Raw genomic sequence first — 18183 nt, 5'->3', positions numbered from 1 at the left:
AATATCATTAGATCAAACTAATTATAACGCAATTGTACGTGATGGTGCGGTTTTTTTTCAATATCTGAACAGTTATAATAAAAACGGAGCGTGATAATATGACGGAAGCCACTTCCTATACAATAGAAGAAGTTGCGGGCCTTTTGAAGGTCTCCAAACTGACAGTATATGATTTGATAAAAAAAGGACTCATTCCGGCGTACAGGGTCGGAAGACAGATGAGGGTCGATGAAGAGGACTTAAAACAATATAAAGCAAACATGAGAATGTCAAAAAAGCCATCCGCAGCAGAAGCGCCTGACCCGTCCCGCGGGCGGGAGCCGGAAAAAAGGCAGTCCGTTATCATCAGCGGGCAGGATGTGTCGATGGACCTCCTCAGCAAACAGCTGGAACAAACAATACAGGCGGCTCCGCTCCGCAAGTACAGCGGCAGTTTGAACAGCCTGATCGAGATGTACCGCGGGGCCTGTGACATCGTCAGTCTGCATTTATACGATGGGGAGACGGGGCAGTATAACATCCCGTACGTGAAGCGCATTCTTTCAGGGGAGCCGTTTGCGCTTTTTCATGTCGTGCTGCGGCAGGCCGGATTATATGTGAAAAAAGGTAATCCGCTGAACATTCAGGGTTTTCAGGACATGTGCCGAAAAGATGTCCGCATCGTCAATCGCGAAAAAGGATCAGGTGCGAGGGTGCTGCTGGATGAACAGCTCAGATCTTTCGGCATTACGCCGTCTGATGTCGCCGGCTATCATGACATTGTCACGGACCATCTGTCAGCGGCTTCACAAGTATCAAGCGGAAAGGCGGATATCGGAGTCGGGTCGCAGCATGCGGCGCATATGGCGGGCACGGACTTTATCCCGGTGATCAGTGAGCAGTACGATGTGGTCGTCTTAAAACAAAACCGGGAGCTTGTTCAAAGCGTGCAGGACATTCTTAATTCTGAGGAATTCAAGTCTCAGCTTTCTCAATTATCCGGATATGATACGAAAATGACCGGACGGCTTATATATGAAACATGAAAAATCCCTCCATATAACGGAGGGATTTTTTTATTGCTTATAAAACCGCAGCAGGTCGCCGTTTAATATTTTATCGGAAAGCATCAGCTCTTGTTCCGCTTTTTCTTTCTCATCGCTGCACGCGCTCATGTCAGAAAGCGGTTCACCCGTTTTACGGCTGTAACACGTATTTTTCGTATAAATATGATCATCCGTGATAAAGCTGCCGTTTCTCAGCACCGCAAACGGAGTCCGCTCTCCGGAAAACAGATCATTGCCGAACTGAATGCTGCCCTTCGTTTCAATGCCGAGCAGGTGAAGCAGCGTCGTTCTTACATCAACCTGTCCCGCGGCGGAAGCAATCGTTTCCGGCGCACGGTCGGTCACCCCTGGAATATGAATGATAAACGGCACGCGCTGAAGCTGAACCGTATCAAACGGAGTGATTTCCTCTTTCCCTAAGAATTCGGCAAGTCCTTGATTATGGGCTTCGGATATACCGTAATGATCTCCCATCAGGACGATCATCGCGTTGTCATACAGTCCTTCTTTTTTCAGCTTCTTGAAAAAGTGTTTCAGGGCCTCATCTTCATAGCGGACCGTCGTCACATAGCGGTTTAATAACTCGCTGCTTGTGTCCGGTTCCTCAATGAGCTGATCCTGTTTATCAATTTCAAAAGGAAAATGGTTGGTCAAAGTCAGCAGGCTCGCGTAAAACGGCTGCGGAAGCTTCTTTAATTTTTCCGCTGACTGTTCGAGAAATTCCTTGTCCTTCAGGCCCCAGCCTGTTGAATTTTCCTGTGTCACCTTAAATTCATCCGCGTCGAAAAAACGGTCGATTCCGAATGCCCCGTACATCTCATCCCGGTTCCAAAAGGCCTTATGATTGGCATGCAGAACGGCTGAATAGTATTGACGGTCTTTTAACATATGGTACATCGTATTGAACCGGTGGCCGCTTTTTGTGAAAAAAACGGCGCCGCTTGAAGACGGATACAGCGAATTCGCAGTAATGAATTCTGAATCTGAGGTTTTTCCCTGTTCAGTCTGCTGATAAAAATGAGTGAAGTCATAACTTTTTTTCCGCAGTTTATTTAAAAACGGGGTAATCTCCCGCCCGTTGACCCGCTCATCCATTACAAAACGCTGTGTTGATTCGAGCGTAACAAAAATCACATTGCGCCCCTTTGCGAGCCCGAACTTTGATTCGGACGGCCTGCTGTAGTCGGCTTGAGTGTAATTCGCGACCGCCGCAAGGCTGTCTTCATCGGCAAACGCTTTTGCCCCTGCATTCAGCGTCTGCGAAATGGTGTCATACAAATGAAAGTGGAACAGGCCGATTCCTTTTACGAGCGCTTCACGATCAAAAGGGTGCTTGAACAGCTTCGGCTGCTCGGCCTCAGACAGTGCAAGGTTGCACAGCATGAGGCCGGCTGATGCCCACGCATACGCTTTAACGGTACGGGTGCTGGCTTTCCCTTTATCGGCTTTATGCCTTTTACCAAGGTAAAACAAAACCGCAATATCCAAAAATAAAGCGATATAAAGCGGGTGAAACAGCTCTTGGACGCTGCTTCCCATATCACCCATATTGCTCGCCTGAAACAAAACCGGTATGGTGATAAAATCAATATAAAACCCGTAAAACACCGTATTCGCGATTAAAATCCCCGTCAGCATCACATTTGCCGAAAGCAGAAAGATCCGCTGTTTTTTTTCTGTCAGCAAGAGGGCGATGCCGAACAGCGGCACAATGAAGCTCAGCGGATTAATGAGAAGCAGACATTCCTCAAGAACCGAATTGTTCTGCAGATCAAAACCGAGCTTATAAACGGCATAGGTTTTCATCCACATGAACAGGATGGACAGGCATAAAAACCGATGATTGCTGAAAAAGGTTTTCTTCATATGTATGACTCCTCACCCTAAAAGCGAAAGATGCTTTTTGTTTAAGAGATACGGCCGTGAACCAGTTCGTATAAATAATAGCAGGATACAATCGTTAAGCCGGCCAGCACAAGCTGCTCCGAAAAACTCCCCGTTCTCATATAAAGGGGAAGACGGAAGCGGATGGCGGACGGAAACAGCAGTTTAATGCCGTTGACGGTCCATGCGTCAAGCACAAGATGGCTCGCCATTCCGATCATCAGTCCGGCGGAAATGCTCGGATTCGGAATATAGGTTGCCGTAATGAAAAACATAATAAGCATAAACAGCAGGCTGTGTGTAAACGTTCTGTGGCCGAACACCGTGCTTACGATTTTGGACAGAACGGGCAGCGTTCTGCCGATTTTGCTTTTCGTATGGCATATGTCGGGAATCAGCGCCCCGAGGGCACCCGCTGAGGTCATAAGGACCGGATCATACCCGTAATAATACGCAATTGCGGAACAAGAAGCGATGCCTCCCATGATGTGTGTTTTTCCTGTCATTTTTCGCTTCTCCTTTTTATTTTTGCCAAAATCCCCTGAATTACAAATATATCAAGAGAATGCATGTTTGATCAACAAACTTTACCTGTTCCGCCAAAAGGAAGGAGACGGGGATTCCGCATATTCTGCCGCGGAAAAAGACACATTATAGGTGTACCTATATTTGATAAAGAGGTGATACAGATGGCTTTCTTTAACAAAGAAAAAGGAAAAAACAGCGATAAAAACAAAAACGTCATTCAAGGCGCGCTTGAAGACGCCGGTGCAGCTCTGAAAGACGATCCGCTTCAAGAAGCTGTTCAAAAGAAAAAAAACAACCGCTGACCATATAAGACGGGTAGGGCGAACGCTCTATCCGTTTTCATCTAATTTTTCCCTTTGACAGATCTTTTTATCTCTGATAACCTCTGAGTAGAATTGAATGATAAAAATCCTCACTCTTTCTCGGTGAGGTAGAGGTTGCGCTTGATGATGAGTCGCACATGCCAGGCTGATAGGGGCCGTAAAACATGTGTTAAAGGCATCAGCGCCGAAGTGTAAAGAAAGCCGATCCTTCTTTATGCTGGGACTGTATCTGAATAAGTGCAGGACTGCCGCGTGCTTTTTCGCGGAGGGCTATCCGGAGATCAAGGGTGTGTGTGTTTCTTTAAGCATGGACTTTTGTTCAGGCTTTTTTTGCGTGTAAATATGATCTCGGGGTCTGGTCCGTACGAATGAACAACCAGGAGGTACAGGAATGGAACAGACGAAAAAATGGGGTTTTTGGTTATTAACGGCGTTTGTCGTAGGAAATATGGTAGGCTCGGGCATCTTTTCGCTTCCGAGTACGCTCGCAAAAATCGCGAGCCCGTTCGGCGCCACATCGGCATGGCTTTTAACGGGAGCCGGTGTGTTAATGATCGCGCTGGTCTTCGGCCACTTATCCATCCGCAAGCCTGAGCTGACGGCGGGGCCGCAAAGCTATGCGCGTGCGCTGTTCAGCGATCGGAAAAAAGGGAATGCAGCGGGCTTCACGATGGTCTGGGGCTACTGGGTGGCGAGCTGGATCAGCAACGTGGCGATCATCACGAGCCTTGCCGGATATTTAACATCATTTTTCCCGATTTTAACGGATAAGCGTGAAATGTTTTCGATCGGCGGTCAGGCGGTTACGCTCGGCCAGCTGCTGACGTTTGCCGTATGTACGGTTTTATTATGGGGCACTCACACGATTCTCGTCACCAGCATTAATGGTGCGAGTAAATTAAATTTTGTCACGACGTTTTCAAAAGTATTAGGATTTATCTTCTTTATCATTGCAGGTTTATTTGTGTTTCAAACGTCGTTTTTCGATCATTTTTATTTTCCGGTTCAAACAGGTCCTCACACAGTTGAGGGAATCGGCGGACAGATCCACAATGCGGCGATTTCAACATTATGGGCGTTCGTCGGAATTGAATCGGCAGTCATTTTATCCGGGCGCGCCCGTTCGCAGCGTGACGTGAAACGCGCCACCATTACCGGATTATTGATCGCGCTTGGCATCTATATCATCGTGACATTGATTACGATGGGCGTGCTTCCGCATGGTAAGCTTGTCGGCTCGGAAAAACCGTTTGTTGACGTATTGTACGCGATCGTCGGCAATGCGGGAAGCGTCATCATGGCGATTCTGGCGATTTTGTGTCTGTTCGGAACGATGCTCGGCTGGATTCTTCTCGGCTCTGAGGTTCCGTATCAAGCGGCGAAATCAGGAGACTTTCCCGCTGCTTTTGCAAAAACGAATAAACAGGGCAGCCCGGTTGTGTCGTTAATCGTAACGAACGTGATGTCACAGATCTTTATCTTTTCAGTTATTTCCCGGACGATCAGTGACGCGTTTACGTTTTTAACGACGGCGGCGACGCTCGCTTATCTGATTCCGTATCTCGTTTCAGCGTTTTACAGCCTGAAGCTCATTTTTACGGGTGAAACGTATGACGAGATAAAGGGTTCAAGAGTAAGAGACGGTATCATCGCCATCCTTGCCTGCATTTATTCTTTTTATGTCATTATTACCGGAACGGCCGATTTAACGACCTTTATTCTCGGTATCGGGCTGTTCTTCGTCGGTTTGCTGTTATATCCTTTCGTCTCAAAGAAATTTGCAAACAACAGACAATCGGTATGACAAAAAGACATCTCACGTCTGTGAGATGTCTTTTTTTGTTTGCGGCAGCTGATTACTTTTTGACGGCATGTATATAATGAATGGTCTCGAATGCGGTTAAATGGTCAGTGCGTCCGCTGAAAAAACGGTCATTGACGTCCGCCGGAGATAAATGTTCATAAATAAGCAGACCTGATGATTCTAATATTTTTTCGATTTCTTTATAACTGAAACACGATAACATCGGTTCTCCGCTTGCTGCAGCCATTTTCACCATGTTTTCCACTCTGTTTGACAGTCCTCTTTCTTCAAAGAGCGACTCATCTGCATAATCAAACACGATAGAGCTTCCTGGCGGGACTTCGGCAAATAATTGTGTGAGCAGGCGGGCGAGATGCTCTTTCGTAAGATAGTATGACACACCGAGCAGGCTGAAAAAGGTTTTTTGGCGTGAAAAACCTTCCTGATACAGACGGCTGAAAGAAAGCGAAGCGGCGAAGTCCATCGGTACAAAATGAAGATGATGGGAAATACCGAGGTTCAGATGTTTCAATCTGTTTATTTTGTCTTCCTGTGAAGCGGGATGATCGATTTCAAATATGTCTATGGCGTTTGTCATCTCAGGATGCCTGAAACAGAAAGTATCGAGCCCCGCGCCAAGGATAACATACTGTTTGGCCCCGAGCTTCACTTCATTCAAAAGCACTTCTTCACAATATGCGGCACGGGCTAACGGTGTAGGAGACAGCTGTACTTGAGTCACCCATTTTAAGATGTCATTCGGTTGGCCTTGAAGCCTCTGTGCCATGTCTTTACTGAAAAATGATATACCTTGAATCAGATGATCGCGGATGTCCGAATGCTCTTTTTCGGAAATCAGATCTTGTGCCATAAAATCATCAAATATCACCGGGGTGTCGTATTTACTGTGGTACGCCCTTCCGAAAGCGGACAGCAGGGAAGTCATACTCGCCTTGTTTTCTTTCATATAAAGATCCTCCGTTATTTACATCAATCTCCGGCCGGGAGAATCTTATTATACATGTTAATCCAAAAATGTAAATTATAGCATAAATAAATTTTTTTGTCAAGTTTTAAGCGTAATAAAAAGCCGCTGTGACAGCGGCTTCGGGGTTACTTTGTTAAGCTTTTTGTGATGTAGTCGAGCTGGCCTTCAAGTGAGATCGGGTCTGAGAAATAGAAGCCGATCGGATCAATGCGGTAGACATGGTTTTGTTTGACGGCATCGAGGTTCTTCCAGATTGAGCTGTCAAGCACGCCTTTGTCGTCACCGCCGGCCTGCCATGGCCCCATAAAGATGTAGTCTCCCGCGAAGTCAGGCAGTTTCTCGAGTGAAATGCTGGCGTAGCCCGGCCCTTGATTAATGGCTTTTTCCTGCGTCAGTTTTGTGGCCTTCAGCCCGAGTTTGTCATAAATGATGCTTCCGCCGCGGCCGAAGTCTTTACCGAATACATAGATGTCTTTTCCGTTTGTCTGCATGATGGAGATGGTTTTTGACCCGACCGCTTTTTGAACCTTTGTTTTAGCGGCAGCGGTTTTCTTGTCCCATTCAGCCAGCCATTTGTCTGCTTTATCTTCAGTGCCTGTCATTTTCGCAAACTCTTTGAATTGATCAATGTTGCTGAGCTTGTCATATTTAATGGCGATGGTCGGCGCGATTTTTTCCAGTTTTTCAATATCGGCGCCTTGTGTCGTCCAGACCACGATTAAATCCGGCTTTAAGTCAATGATTTTTTCAACGGACGTGCCGTCGCCGATGTTTGTCACACCTTTTGTTTTCCCTTTGTAATAAGGGTTTTTAAATACGTTTTGCGGCGCGCCGACAACATTGATGCCGAGCTGTTTAAAGTCGCCGTAGTAGCCGTCAGCCATGACGACGACCCGTTTCGGGTGCTTCGGAATTTTAATATTGCCGTTTTCGGCTTTATACGTGATGGTTTCTTCTTTTTCAGAAGAACCTTTCGTGTCTGAAGAATTGCCGCATGCGGCCAAAGCGGCGATGAGCAGCATGGCAATCAGCGCTGCGCCGATTTTCTTGTATGTATGGAACATCTGACATTCCTTCTTTCATGAAAATTAGTGATAAAGAGAATCATTATCAGTGTGATTATATCACTGCTTTCATAGAGAAGCACGCTCTTTTTTAAGAAAAACTTTCTTTTTTTATATGAAATTAGGTCTATTAAAAGAGAAGATAAAAGTGCTATACTGAAACAAGTCATTGATAATCATTATCATTACCATTCTTGTTTTGAGAAAGGAAGAACGAGTGTTGGGTCTATTGAAAAAGAAACAGACAATGACGGCTCTAGGGGCATCAGGGAGTGAAATCCAGTGGACGGCGCGTTCATTCAGAGCGGCTGTGCTGCTGTGTGCCGGGATTGCGGTTTTATTGATCGGCGCGGCTCTGTCTGTTTCCATCGGAGCTGCCGATATTCATCTGCGGACGGTGTGGGATGCTCTCTTTCACTTTCAGCCGCAAAATACATCTCATCAAATCATACGCGATCTGAGGCTGCCGAGAACCGCCGCCGCCGCGCTCGTCGGGGCTTTTTTAGCTGTGTCCGGGGCGATTATGCAGGGGCTGACGCGGAACCCGCTTGCTGAGCCTTCGATTATGGGCGTGACGTCGGGGTCAGGATTTGCGATCGCATTGGCGTTTGCTTTTTTTCCGGGCCTGTCTGCGGCGGGACTTGTTTTGTGGTCCTTCGCGGGAGCGGGAATCGGAGCGCTTATTGTGTTTGGCATCGGCCTGTTTTCAAAAGGCGGTCTGACACCGGTGAAGCTCGCGCTGGCCGGTACGGCAGTCGGCTATTTCTTAACGGGGCTTTCAAGCGCGATTGCGATCCGTTTTGATGTCGCCCAGGATGTGAAGTTCTGGTACGCCGGAGGAGTCGCTTCCGTGAAATGGGAAGGCGTGCAGCTGCTGTTGGCGGTCGGGGTTATCGGACTTTTGCTGGCATTTCTGATTGCGCGCTCAGTGACGGTGCTGAGCTTGGGTGAAGAGCTGGCCAAAGGGCTCGGGCAGTACACATCGCTTGTAAAAGTAATCGGAATGTTTGTCGTTGTCCTCTTGACGGGGGCTTCAGTCTCAGTCGCCGGAGCCATTTCTTTTATCGGCTTGGTGATTCCGCATATCACCCGATTTTTAGTCGGGGTAGATTACAGGTGGATCATTCCCTGTTCGGCGGTATTCGGCGCCGTTCTGTTAGTCTTCAGTGATATTGCCGCAAGACTCGTCAATGCGCCGTTTGAAACACCGGTCGGCGCTTTAACCGCCCTTATCGGCGTTCCCTTTTTCTTTTATTTGGCGCGCAGGGAAAGGAGAGGGCTGTAATGAATGTAAAATCGAAAAAACCGCTGGCGGTCATGGCCGTTACGTTTTTGCTCATATGTATCGTCTTTTTTATCAGCTTAAACATGGGTGTGATCCGGATTGCGCCTCTTGATACGCTACGTGTCTTTTTCGGACAGGGGGATGCCCGGGATCAGCTCGTTTTATTTGAATTCAGACTGCCGCGCATGGTGCTGTCATTGCTGGTCGGCGCCGGAATCGCGGTTTCAGGCGCGATTTTTCAAAGCGTGTCTCAAAATGACTTGGCGGAGCCGGGCATTCTCGGGATTAACGCCGGGGCGTCTTTGGCGGTCGTTCTGTTTATCTTCTTTTTCCAAGGATCAGCTGTTGATTTAAGCATGGCCGGTACATGGCTGCTTCCGGTGAGCGCTTTGGCGGGGGCTTTTCTGGCTGCGCTGCTCATCTATGTGATGGCTTGGAAAAAAGGCGTTTCACCTGTCCGGCTCGTTTTGGTCGGGATCGGCGTCAATGCGGGGTTTAATGCGCTTCTCTTGATTTTTCAGCTGAAAATGGACCCGCGGGATTTCATGCAGGCGCTTGTATGGATTTCCGGTTCGATTTGGAACGCCAATTGGAAAATGGTGCTGTCCATTTTGCCGTGGCTGCTGGTTCTTTTACCGTTCAGCCTCTATAAAGCCAGGTATTTAAATGTGCTTCAGCTCGGTGATCAGCTGGCGGCGGGGCTCGGCACCCGGGTTGAAAAGGAGCGGCGCGTTCTGCTGATGTGCGCCGTTGCCCTGACCGCGTCATGTGTTGCGGCAGCCGGCGGAATCGCTTTTCTCGGACTCATTGCGCCGCATTTGGCCAGAAGGCTTACCGGACCGCGCCACCAGACGCTTATCCCGGTTTCGGCTTTAATCGGAGCATTTTTATTTCTGCTTGCCGATACGCTGGCGAGAAATGTGCTTGCACCGTCCGAAGTTCCCGTCGGCCTGGTGATTTCCGTGCTCGGAGCGCCGTATTTTGTATATTTGCTGATGAAAACGAAATAGAGGAAGGAGACTGCCGCGATGAACTCATTATCGGCGGAACAGCTTACTGTCGGTTATGGCGACCGTTTGATAGCGAAAGAATTGGATATCGCCATCCCGAAAGGAAAAATTACAACACTGATCGGTCCGAACGGCTGCGGAAAATCGACGGTTCTCAAAACGATGTCAAGAATCATGAAACCGAAATCCGGCGCCGTCTATTTAAACGGACAGGCGATCATGCAAAAATCCACGAAAGACATCGCCAAGGAAATGGCAATTCTTCCGCAGACGCCTGAAGCGCCGAGCGGGCTGACGGTGTACGAACTTGTTTCTTACGGCAGGTTTCCGCATCAGTCCGGAATGGGCCGTTTGAGTGATAAAGACCGTGACATGATCAAATGGGCGCTGGAAGAGACGGGGATGGCCGAATTTTACGACCGGCCGATCGAAGCGCTTTCCGGGGGGCAGCGGCAGCGTGTGTGGATCGCCATGGCGCTCGCTCAAGAAACGGAGCTGCTGCTTCTTGATGAACCGACCACTTATTTAGATCTCGCCCATCAGCTTGAAATTTTGCAGCTGCTGGACAAATTAAACAAGGAGCAGGGCCGCACCATCTTAATGGTCATTCATGATCTGAACCATGCCGCCCGTTTTTCCCATTACATGATCGCCCTGAAAAAAGGGCGCGTCATCAAGGAAGGAACGGCGGAGGAAGTCATGACTCCCGGCATATTGAAAGACGTTTTTCAAATTGACGCACAGATTGTAAAAGATCCGCGCACGAACAAACCGGTCTGCTTAACCTACGATTTAATCCGGCATGAAAGCGCAACGGTATGATGAAAAAAAACGCAGAGCCATTCCGGCCTGCGTTTTTTTATTGCGCCCGGGGCTGCTTTTGTCCGGAGACGCATTTATCCAAAACGAAAAAAACCCCCGCCACAATCAGCTCCTCCGTCGTTGACAGCCAAATCTTTTCAATCAGTTTATCCGTCGTATACGCGGTCATCCAGAGGAACAGCAGCTGAACGGTGCTGGCTAAAAGGAGAAAAGGCAGCCTGCCCGTCCCAAAAAAGGTAAAGCTATGTATCATCAGCCGCTCAAGCGGTTCAAAACATAAACCGAGAAAAATAAAAAGCATGGAAAAAAGCAGGACGTACGCCATCGATCCGTAGCTCGTCCCGGCTAATGAAAATACAGCCATCATCACGATAAAATACCCGAATAATACGGCAGCGGCTGCCAGGGCATACCGGAGCACCTGAAGAAAAAACATTTTCGTCCCGTTTTGATTGATCATCTGTTCAGCTCCTTTTCACACAGAGGAGACTTGCAGAGACGGAACTCTGCAAGTCGGTGTGTATCTTCAGCATTTCTTTTTGACGACAGGGTGTTTCTCTTTCGAAAGAATATCCGTAAAGTCTTTGCCCAGATCCAGATGCTGCTGGACGAATTTCTCAGGAAGCATGGCAAGCCATTGGTTCAGGGACACATCGGCATAGTGGTCATCCTTGAAGATTTCCAGGAAGACGAGCGGCTCATCTCCCCAATTCTCCACATAGTGGCCCATTGCGAACGGAACGTAACCGACATCCCCGGCCTGATAGTTAAATGTTCTTGCATGGCCGTCCGATGCAAAAACCGTCATCCGCCCTTTACCGGAAATATAATACTGCCATTCATGCGTGTTCGGATGCCAGTGCAGCTCTCTCATTGCGCCCGGTTCGACCACGACAAGCGCTGAAGCGATCGTTTTGGACACTTTGAAGTTTGTGGAATCCGCGATATATACTTTGCCGCCATCCGTCTCAGCAGTCGGACCTTCATCCAGCAGGCGGTAAGTGAACGGATAAGGCACTTCACCGTTCGGGCCTTCCACAATGTCATCTTTCAGCTTCCCGGGAACCGGCTCTTCAAAGATATATTTTTCTTTCCCGGGCAGGCCGGCGAGGTCTTTTTCTGAAACCCCGAAGTTGTTGGCAATGACATCAAGCGGTGTGTGGGCAAGCCAGTCAGTCACTTGGAATGTGCTGTTTTCTGAGAAAGAACCGTCATCAAAAACCAAGAGGAATTCACAGCCTTCTTTCAGCGCCTGAATGGAGTGCGGCAGGCCTGACGGGAAGTACCACAGATCTCCTTCCTTCACGTCATCGATAAAACTGCGTCCCTGTTCATCAACAATCGTGACCCGCGCTTTGCCCGTCAGCATATATGCCCATTCCGCTTCTTTATGCCAGTGCAGCTCACGGATGGCGCCCGGTTTTAAACGCATGTTGACAGATGCCAGATTCTCAGAAATCGGCAGCTCGCGAACGGTCACCTCACGCGCGTATCCGCCCTTTTCCAGCCGGTTGTGCACATCTGAGAAAGAGAATTTCATATTATCCACTGTGCCGTGATCCGTTTCCGGCGGCGTCAGCATATCCGGATTTTGGCGGTCTCTTTCAAGGTTGCGCGGAATCGTGACGGTCGCCCCTTTGTCTCCTCTGATCGGCTGCGGGATATTGCAGTTGTTTTCTTTTGACATGTAAATCGTCTCCTCTCAAGCTTTGTTTTTTCAGAAAGAGAATGTGAAAGGCCTTTCGTTTTCCCTTCTGCTTTGTTAAGTGATGCGTTCCGATGAAAAGTCAACTTCGTGTGAAAATTAATTTTTCATTTTCTGATCTTTCAGTTCCGTCATCAGTTCGATCAGGGCGTCAAACTTCTTCTCAAACCGTGTGAGAAGATACATGGCAATCAGAGCCGGAAAGCCGAGATTGCCGATCTGTCTGACCGCTTCTTCTATAAAAACTTGATCCATTATCAGCCACCTCCTGACTTGACCTGCAGTCATGTATATAAGTGAAAGAAAGAGCGGCTCCTGTAAACCTGATATCCCGGTTGAGGGTCTTTTTTTTGTTCCGGCAAATCCGGGACATAAGGAGTGCGGAATCTTAGTCGGAAAGGAGTAGTTTACTTTTTTTTGCTTTCTTTCATTTAATTTAAATAGGGGGCGGTTTTATGGACTATCAAGTTCTTTTACGGTCAAAATGCAAGGAAATTATGAAACATCCGATCGTTAAACATTTTTTAAGTGACCCAAAGCATTACGAGAAATTTAAAAATGTGCTGGAACATTCAGACGAGAAGGATGCAAAATCACTGGACGACCATTTTAAACAGTTTTATAAGGAAATCCGGATCATCAAATATATGAACTCTATGATCCGGATTTTCTCCATCGATTTTGACAAGCGCATCCGTAAAAATCAGAAGCGCTATCCGCTGACGGTGGATCAGCCGGAGGGAGGTGAAGCGCTTCCCTATGAAATGGGAAAAGACGCATATGAAGAGTTTCTGCGGAAGCAGGGGGATTTGAGCCAGCATGTCCAAAACCGTGATTTATACGAAGCGCTTCAGACGTTAACCGATAAACAAAAAAGCGTGCTGACGAATATTTATCTTCACGGAGCGACGATGAAGGAGATTGCCGAGTCGCTGGGTGAATCACGGCAGAACATTTCCAATATTCATAAAAAAGGGCTCGACAATCTCAGAAAGCAGCTGGACAAGCAAAAAAAGGGGGAAAATAAGCAGTGAACGGGCCATTTGACTTCAACAAAGAGAACACAGATACCGACGAAATGGAACTTTTGATTTCGCGTTTTTCGCCAATGATAAAAAAAAAACTGAGCAATACATCATACCAGGAAAGAGAAGATCTTGAACAAGAATTGAAGATTAAAATCGTTGAAAAAGCGGACATGCTGTTATGCCAGGAAGTGCCGGGTTTTTGGGAATTTATACTTCATCTTATAAATGAAAGCTCCTGACAAAAGCGGCGGAATGATGGATATTCCGCTCTGACAACGTGAGAAAAACGAGAAGAGATGTCCGGTCTCGTTTTTCTTTTCTGTTTCCCCGCAAGACCTCCGCACTAAAAAGGTACCAAATCTTATCCATATAATGATATGATGAAAAAAACAAAGAGAAAGGAACGTCCAAGGTGGAAAATGCGTCAATTTTAATTGTAGACGATGAGAAGGCGATCGTTGATATGGTCAAACGCGTTCTCGTCAAAGAAGGCTATCACAACATTAAGACAGCCGGAAGCGCTGAGGAAGCGATCGAGTTTGTTAAACATGAAACCGCGGATCTGCTCGTGCTGGATGTGATGATGGAAGGCATGTCCGGTTTTGAAGCATGCACCGAAATCCGGAACTATACCGACGCTCCGATCTTTTTTCTGACCGCCCGTTCTTCTGATGCGGATAAGCTGTCAGGATTTGCATTGGGAGCTGACGATTATATAACAAAGCCGTTTAATCCGCTCGAATTGGCGGCGCGGATCAGAGCGACGTTAAAGAGAACCTATAAGCGCGAAGAGAAAACGGCGGTAAAGACGTATTCATACAGTCATTTTTCCTATTCACCGCAAAACGCCGAGCTGATCGTCGGGGGAGAGCCCGTCAGCTGCTCCGCACAGCTTCTGCAATTGCTTCAATATTTCTGTGAACACCCTGATGTGGTGCTCTCAAAAGATCAGATCTATGAAAAAGTATGGGGATATCCGTCTTACGGCGACAACAACACCGTCATGGTGCATATCCGCAAGCTCAGAGAAAAAATTGAAAAAGACCCCAGCAATCCGTCTTATATTGTAACGGTGCGCGGCCTCGGTTATCGGTTTATTCCCGATCAAGGAGACAAAGGAACCCGCTCATGAGAATGCGCGGAAAATTTCTGCTCCACTTTTTCGGACAGCTGCTGCTTGTCATCCTGCTGATGTCCGTTTTGGCCGTCGCTTCTTTCTTCTATTTGGATTGGCGTTTCAGCGAAGCGGAAGCCAATGCGGGACTGACCAAAGCGACCGCGGACTCGTTTGAAGCGTGGCTTGATAAAAACGAAGACGGCACATGGGATGTCGATGAGTTTTTAAAGATGTCGGTCCGAAAGCAGAAGGGCTGGCTGCAGATCATTAATGACAATGAAAAAACGGACTACGCGTACAGAGTGCCGAAAGACGTCCCGAGCCATTACAGCAGAAAAGATCTCTTATCCATTTACCAGTACCGGAATTTTGACAACTACAAGCTGAATTACTGGACGGTCACGATAAATGATGAGACCTATTTGATTCTGTTCGGCTGGAAATCCGCCAGTGAGCAGCTTCTCACTTACATCGAATCACAGGAGCCATCCCTTGCTTCCCTTTCTCAATATAAAAAAAGCACGGTTGATTATATTAAACGGGAAAAAGGGGCGGTCTACCTTCTCGAAGACAGAGGCAGACTGCTCGGGGATATCAACAGCACGAAAAAAGAACGGAACACCGTCAATGAGCTTGAATTGCTGAAATACAGTTCCAAGCCGTGGAATTACAAACGGGAAATTTCTTTTAAAAGACTAGATAAAACGAAATGGATGGTCGCGTCGGTGCCGAACCCCGTGTACATCCCCGATCACGAGTTTAACAAATCATTTTTGAGAAATGTGATGAAAACCCTCTTCCTCTTGATCGGAATCTTAGTATTTATGATCTGCATCTTGACCATCTGGTACTCTTTCCGTTTCGGCTGGCCGCTGTTTCATACCATCAAATGGCTTGTCAATTTATCAAAGGGCCGGCTTGAAGAGCCGAAGAACCGCAAAGGACAGCCGGTCAGCAAAAACAAAAAAGGCAAAACAAAACAGCCGTTCCGCTTTTTCGCCGAGATTTTCGAATCGATGGATCAGCTGACAGACACGCTGAAGCGGGATAAGAAAAACAGAGAAAAAATCCAGGCGACAAGGGAAGAATGGATCGCCGGGCTGAGCCATGACTTAAAAACCCCGCTGAGCACGATTTACGGCTACAGCATGATGCTCGAATCGCAGCAATACGACTGGACCCCGGAAGAAGTCAAAGAAATGGGACAGATCGTCCGGGAAAAATCAGAATATATGTCGAAGCTGATTGAGGACTTAAACTTAACATACCGCCTCAAAAACGCGGCCCTCCCGATCGAACGGCGGCTTATCAACGTCGTGCCGTTTATCAGAAACGTCACGAACGATTTCACGAAAAACACGTTCTCGGAAGGCTATGACATCGCCTTTGAAACCAAAAAGGAAGACATTCTTTTCGCCATTGATGAAGCGTGGTTCCGCCGTATTCTGGAGAATCTGCTGGCAAACGCGGTTAAGCATAATAAGAAAGGGACCGCCATTCGGGTCGTGCTTGAGGAATCAGCCGAACAGCTCATTCTGAAAGTGAAAGATAACGGAAGAGGAATGGACGATGAAACGATTCACCAGCTGTTTAACCGTTATTACCGGGGAACGAATACGAAGGGACCGTCAGAAGGAACGGGACTCGGACTCGCCATTGCCAAGGAGCTGGTACACCTTCATAACGGAACCATCCATGTCAACAGCAGAATCAGCGCCGGAACGGTGATTACGATTCTTTTTAAAAAAGATTAAGTTTGGACGCCGCTTTGTCGGGAATAACAATAGAAGACTGACAAGCAAAAGAGGTGTTCACATATGGAAGCAGCATTACGAGCAGATACGAGAGCAGTTATCGGAGAAGGCCCTTTATGGGACAAGGATAAGCAATGCCTGTACTGGGTGGATATACTGGGCAGCCAGCTGCATATCTTCACTCCGGCTGACGGAATCAACCGCTCCGTTAAATTCAAATCATTTGTCACGGCTCTGGCCTTATATTCAAAGGAAGAGCTGGTGATGACGATGAAAGACGGGTTTTACCTGTACAATCTTCGGGAAGACACATTGACGAAGATGAAGCAGCCGAAAGACATGCGGGAAGATATCCGTTTCAATGACGCAAAATGCGACCCGTCCGGCAGATTATGGGCGGGAACGACGAGCATGGAAGGCAAAGAAGAGGAGGCTTCGCTGTACCGTCTGAATACGGACGGCAGCCTTGCCAAAATAAAAGACCAGGTCTCCACCTCGAACGGTTTGGATTGGGATCGGGACCGAAACCTGATGTACTATATCGATACTCCGACGCAGGAAATCGTCTGTTATTCATATGATCCTGAAACCGGAGCCGTATCAGATCCGAAAACGGTCTACCGCTTTCCGGAGTCGCAAGGATCTCCCGACGGAATGACCATTGACCGTGACGGAATGCTGTGGGTGGCTCTGTTCGGAGGCGGCCGTGCCGTCCGGATTGACCCGTTTTTGCATAAGGAAATTGCATCTATCGAAGTTCCGGCGAAATACGTCACCTGCTGCGCGTTCGGAGGCAGAGACTTGAACACGTTATACATTACGACCGCGACGGAAAAATTGACGGAAGCCGAAAGACTTGAGCAGCCGCATGCGGGCGGCCTGTTTTCAGCAGAGCTTGAGACGGGCGGCTGGGAGCCGGTTCCGTTTGCAGGCATGGTGTAAAAAAAAGCCCTGGCATATGGGGAAGTTCCATTGTGCCGGGCTTTTTTGTGTTAAATGGAGCGGATGATGCCGCCTTCAACCCGCTGTGCGGTGCCATTAATGGCAGAAGCCGCTGATGAAGCGAGAAATACAATCGTATTGGCGACTTCTTCCGGGGTTGCATAGCGCTGAATCAAAGATGTCGGCTCATTCACTTTAAAATAATCCCGGACGAAGCTGTCTGTGTCTTCTCCGGCAGCCTTTGCGGCTCCTTCCATGTAAGAAGCGACGCCTTCGGTCCATGTCGGTCCCGGCAGCACGGAGTTGACCGTGACATTTGTGCCTTTCGTCATTTCCGCCATTCCCCGGGACAAGCTGATTAACGCCGTTTTCGTCATTGAATACGGAATCATTTGCGCAAGCGGTTTGACACCGGCTTCACTGGAGATGTTCAGAATCCGTCCGCTGTTTCTCTCGAGCATTTGCGGCAGAAAACGCCGGCACAGGCGCACGGCGCTCATAACATTCACTTCAAAATATCGAGTCCATTCGTCATCAGATACCTCAGCGAAGTCTTTTACTTCAAAAAAACCGAGATTATTGACGAGAATATCGACTTCCCCGATTCCGCCGGCGCGCTTTATCAAGTCATCCGCCTCATCCTGACGCGATAAATCCGCAGCGATGCCGTGGACCGTTCCGTAAGCGGAAAGCTCCTCAACCGTCCGTTCCACAGTTTCTTTTTTTCTTCCGTTTATAATCACCTCGGCGCCTTCGGCTAAAAAGCTTTTTGCCGCGGCTTTTCCGATGCCTGAGGTTGATCCTGTAATCAACACGAGCTTTCGTTCAAGCTGTAATTCCATGATAATCCTCCTTTTTACACCATTGTGTAACAGTATACATG

19 protein-coding genes and 1 riboswitch are annotated in these 18183 nt (G+C 47.9%); of the genes, 11 read left to right on the top strand and 8 right to left on the bottom strand.

Translation table 11 applies throughout. From position 1 onward, the window contains the following. Positions 1 to 98: 98 nt before the first annotated feature. On the top strand, positions 99 to 1025 hold the full coding sequence (locus NYE68_RS17830) for a substrate-binding domain-containing protein (RefSeq protein ID WP_064115991.1): 927 nt from the start codon (positions 99 to 101) through the stop codon (positions 1023 to 1025). A gap of 30 nt (positions 1026 to 1055) precedes the next feature. On the opposite strand, the gene NYE68_RS17825 is transcribed toward NYE68_RS17830, so the two are convergent. Next, the gene (locus NYE68_RS17825) at positions 1056 to 2912 is read right to left on the bottom strand and encodes an LTA synthase family protein (RefSeq protein ID WP_324636399.1); all 1857 of its coding nucleotides are present in this window, start codon (positions 2910 to 2912) and stop codon (positions 1056 to 1058) included. 41 nt (positions 2913 to 2953) lie between these two features. Continuing rightward, positions 2954 to 3436 carry a metal-dependent hydrolase gene (locus NYE68_RS17820; protein ID WP_003151759.1) on the bottom strand — a complete coding sequence of 161 codons (483 nt, stop codon included), beginning with the start codon at positions 3434 to 3436 and terminating at the stop codon, positions 2954 to 2956. Positions 3437 to 3619: 183 nt separating this feature from the next. Between NYE68_RS17820 and sspJ the strand changes: the two genes are divergently transcribed. Further along, positions 3620 to 3760 carry a small acid-soluble spore protein SspJ gene (sspJ, locus tag NYE68_RS17815; RefSeq protein ID WP_007410034.1) on the top strand — a complete coding sequence of 47 codons (141 nt, stop codon included), beginning with the start codon at positions 3620 to 3622 and terminating at the stop codon, positions 3758 to 3760. A 121-nt stretch (positions 3761 to 3881) separates the two neighbouring features. Beyond that, positions 3882 to 4062: riboswitch (Lysine riboswitch) on the top strand. 110 nt (positions 4063 to 4172) lie between these two features. Then, positions 4173 to 5585: an amino acid permease gene (locus NYE68_RS17810; protein WP_007410036.1), complete on the top strand. Its 1413-nt coding sequence runs from the start codon at positions 4173 to 4175 to the stop codon at positions 5583 to 5585. Positions 5586 to 5637: 52 nt separating this feature from the next. Here NYE68_RS17810 and NYE68_RS17805 read toward each other — a convergent pair whose 3' ends face one another. Together NYE68_RS17805 and NYE68_RS17800 are read right to left on the bottom strand one after the other, a co-directional pair. Continuing rightward, on the bottom strand, positions 5638 to 6552 hold the full coding sequence (locus tag NYE68_RS17805) for a class I SAM-dependent methyltransferase (RefSeq protein WP_174747303.1): 915 nt from the start codon (positions 6550 to 6552) through the stop codon (positions 5638 to 5640). 146 nt (positions 6553 to 6698) lie between these two features. Then, positions 6699 to 7637, bottom strand: a complete 939-nt coding sequence (locus NYE68_RS17800; protein ID WP_012118425.1) for an iron-hydroxamate ABC transporter substrate-binding protein — start codon at positions 7635 to 7637, stop codon at positions 6699 to 6701. A gap of 247 nt (positions 7638 to 7884) precedes the next feature. On the opposite strand from NYE68_RS17800, the gene NYE68_RS17795 reads away from it, so the two are divergent. The 3 genes from NYE68_RS17795 to NYE68_RS17785 are packed head-to-tail and all read left to right on the top strand — an operon-like array spanning position 7885 to position 10754. Then, positions 7885 to 8922 (top strand): iron ABC transporter permease, encoded by a 1038-nt coding sequence (locus tag NYE68_RS17795; protein WP_031378357.1) that lies wholly within the window; start codon positions 7885 to 7887, stop codon positions 8920 to 8922. Then, a complete protein-coding gene (locus NYE68_RS17790; RefSeq protein ID WP_033574859.1) occupies positions 8922 to 9932 on the top strand; it encodes an iron ABC transporter permease in 1011 nt (336 codons plus the stop codon). The genes NYE68_RS17795 and NYE68_RS17790 overlap by 1 nt, the downstream gene beginning before the upstream one ends. A gap of 18 nt (positions 9933 to 9950) precedes the next feature. Continuing rightward, the gene (locus NYE68_RS17785; RefSeq protein ID WP_015418195.1) at positions 9951 to 10754 is read left to right on the top strand and encodes an ABC transporter ATP-binding protein; all 804 of its coding nucleotides are present in this window, start codon (positions 9951 to 9953) and stop codon (positions 10752 to 10754) included. Positions 10755 to 10791: 37 nt separating this feature from the next. Here the strand turns inward: NYE68_RS17785 and NYE68_RS17780 are convergent, their stop codons facing one another. From NYE68_RS17780 to NYE68_RS17770, 3 genes are all read right to left on the bottom strand, one after another. Continuing rightward, positions 10792 to 11214: a YrvL family regulatory protein gene (locus NYE68_RS17780; RefSeq protein ID WP_324675324.1), complete on the bottom strand. Its 423-nt coding sequence runs from the start codon at positions 11212 to 11214 to the stop codon at positions 10792 to 10794. 66 nt (positions 11215 to 11280) lie between these two features. Further along, positions 11281 to 12441, bottom strand: a complete 1161-nt coding sequence (locus NYE68_RS17775) for an oxalate decarboxylase family bicupin (RefSeq protein WP_251257621.1) — start codon at positions 12439 to 12441, stop codon at positions 11281 to 11283. 117 nt (positions 12442 to 12558) lie between these two features. After that, positions 12559 to 12714, bottom strand: coding sequence for a YvrJ family protein (locus NYE68_RS17770; RefSeq protein ID WP_012118419.1), 156 nt, complete (start codon positions 12712 to 12714; stop codon positions 12559 to 12561). Positions 12715 to 12956: 242 nt separating this feature from the next. Between NYE68_RS17770 and NYE68_RS17765 the strand changes: the two genes are divergently transcribed. The 5 genes from NYE68_RS17765 (at position 12957) to NYE68_RS17745 (ending at position 17300) form a co-directional block, all read left to right on the top strand. Then, positions 12957 to 13493 (top strand): sigma-70 family RNA polymerase sigma factor, encoded by a 537-nt coding sequence (locus NYE68_RS17765; RefSeq protein WP_087920805.1) that lies wholly within the window; start codon positions 12957 to 12959, stop codon positions 13491 to 13493. Continuing rightward, positions 13490 to 13726 carry a sigma-O factor regulator RsoA gene (gene rsoA / locus NYE68_RS17760; protein ID WP_003151778.1) on the top strand — a complete coding sequence of 79 codons (237 nt, stop codon included), beginning with the start codon at positions 13490 to 13492 and terminating at the stop codon, positions 13724 to 13726. The genes NYE68_RS17765 and rsoA overlap by 4 nt, the downstream gene beginning before the upstream one ends. Positions 13727 to 13899: 173 nt before the next feature. Next, on the top strand, positions 13900 to 14619 hold the full coding sequence (locus NYE68_RS17755; RefSeq protein ID WP_031378359.1) for a response regulator transcription factor: 720 nt from the start codon (positions 13900 to 13902) through the stop codon (positions 14617 to 14619). After that, a complete protein-coding gene (locus tag NYE68_RS17750; protein ID WP_031378360.1) occupies positions 14616 to 16358 on the top strand; it encodes a HAMP domain-containing sensor histidine kinase in 1743 nt (580 codons plus the stop codon). The genes NYE68_RS17755 and NYE68_RS17750 overlap by 4 nt, the downstream gene beginning before the upstream one ends. 63 nt (positions 16359 to 16421) lie before the next feature. Further along, positions 16422 to 17300 carry an SMP-30/gluconolactonase/LRE family protein gene (locus NYE68_RS17745; RefSeq protein ID WP_039253895.1) on the top strand — a complete coding sequence of 293 codons (879 nt, stop codon included), beginning with the start codon at positions 16422 to 16424 and terminating at the stop codon, positions 17298 to 17300. 50 nt (positions 17301 to 17350) lie between these two features. Here NYE68_RS17745 and NYE68_RS17740 read toward each other — a convergent pair whose 3' ends face one another. Then, positions 17351 to 18142, bottom strand: coding sequence for an SDR family oxidoreductase (locus NYE68_RS17740; protein WP_012118416.1), 792 nt, complete (start codon positions 18140 to 18142; stop codon positions 17351 to 17353). Between the last annotated feature and the right edge of the window lie 41 nt (positions 18143 to 18183).

Source organism: Bacillus sp. FSL R5-0447 (genome assembly GCF_038606125.1).
Lineage (GTDB): Bacteria > Bacillota > Bacilli > Bacillales > Bacillaceae > Bacillus > Bacillus velezensis.
Note: the sequence above shows the minus strand (reverse complement) of the source record. Positions and strands in the feature narration are given on the sequence as shown.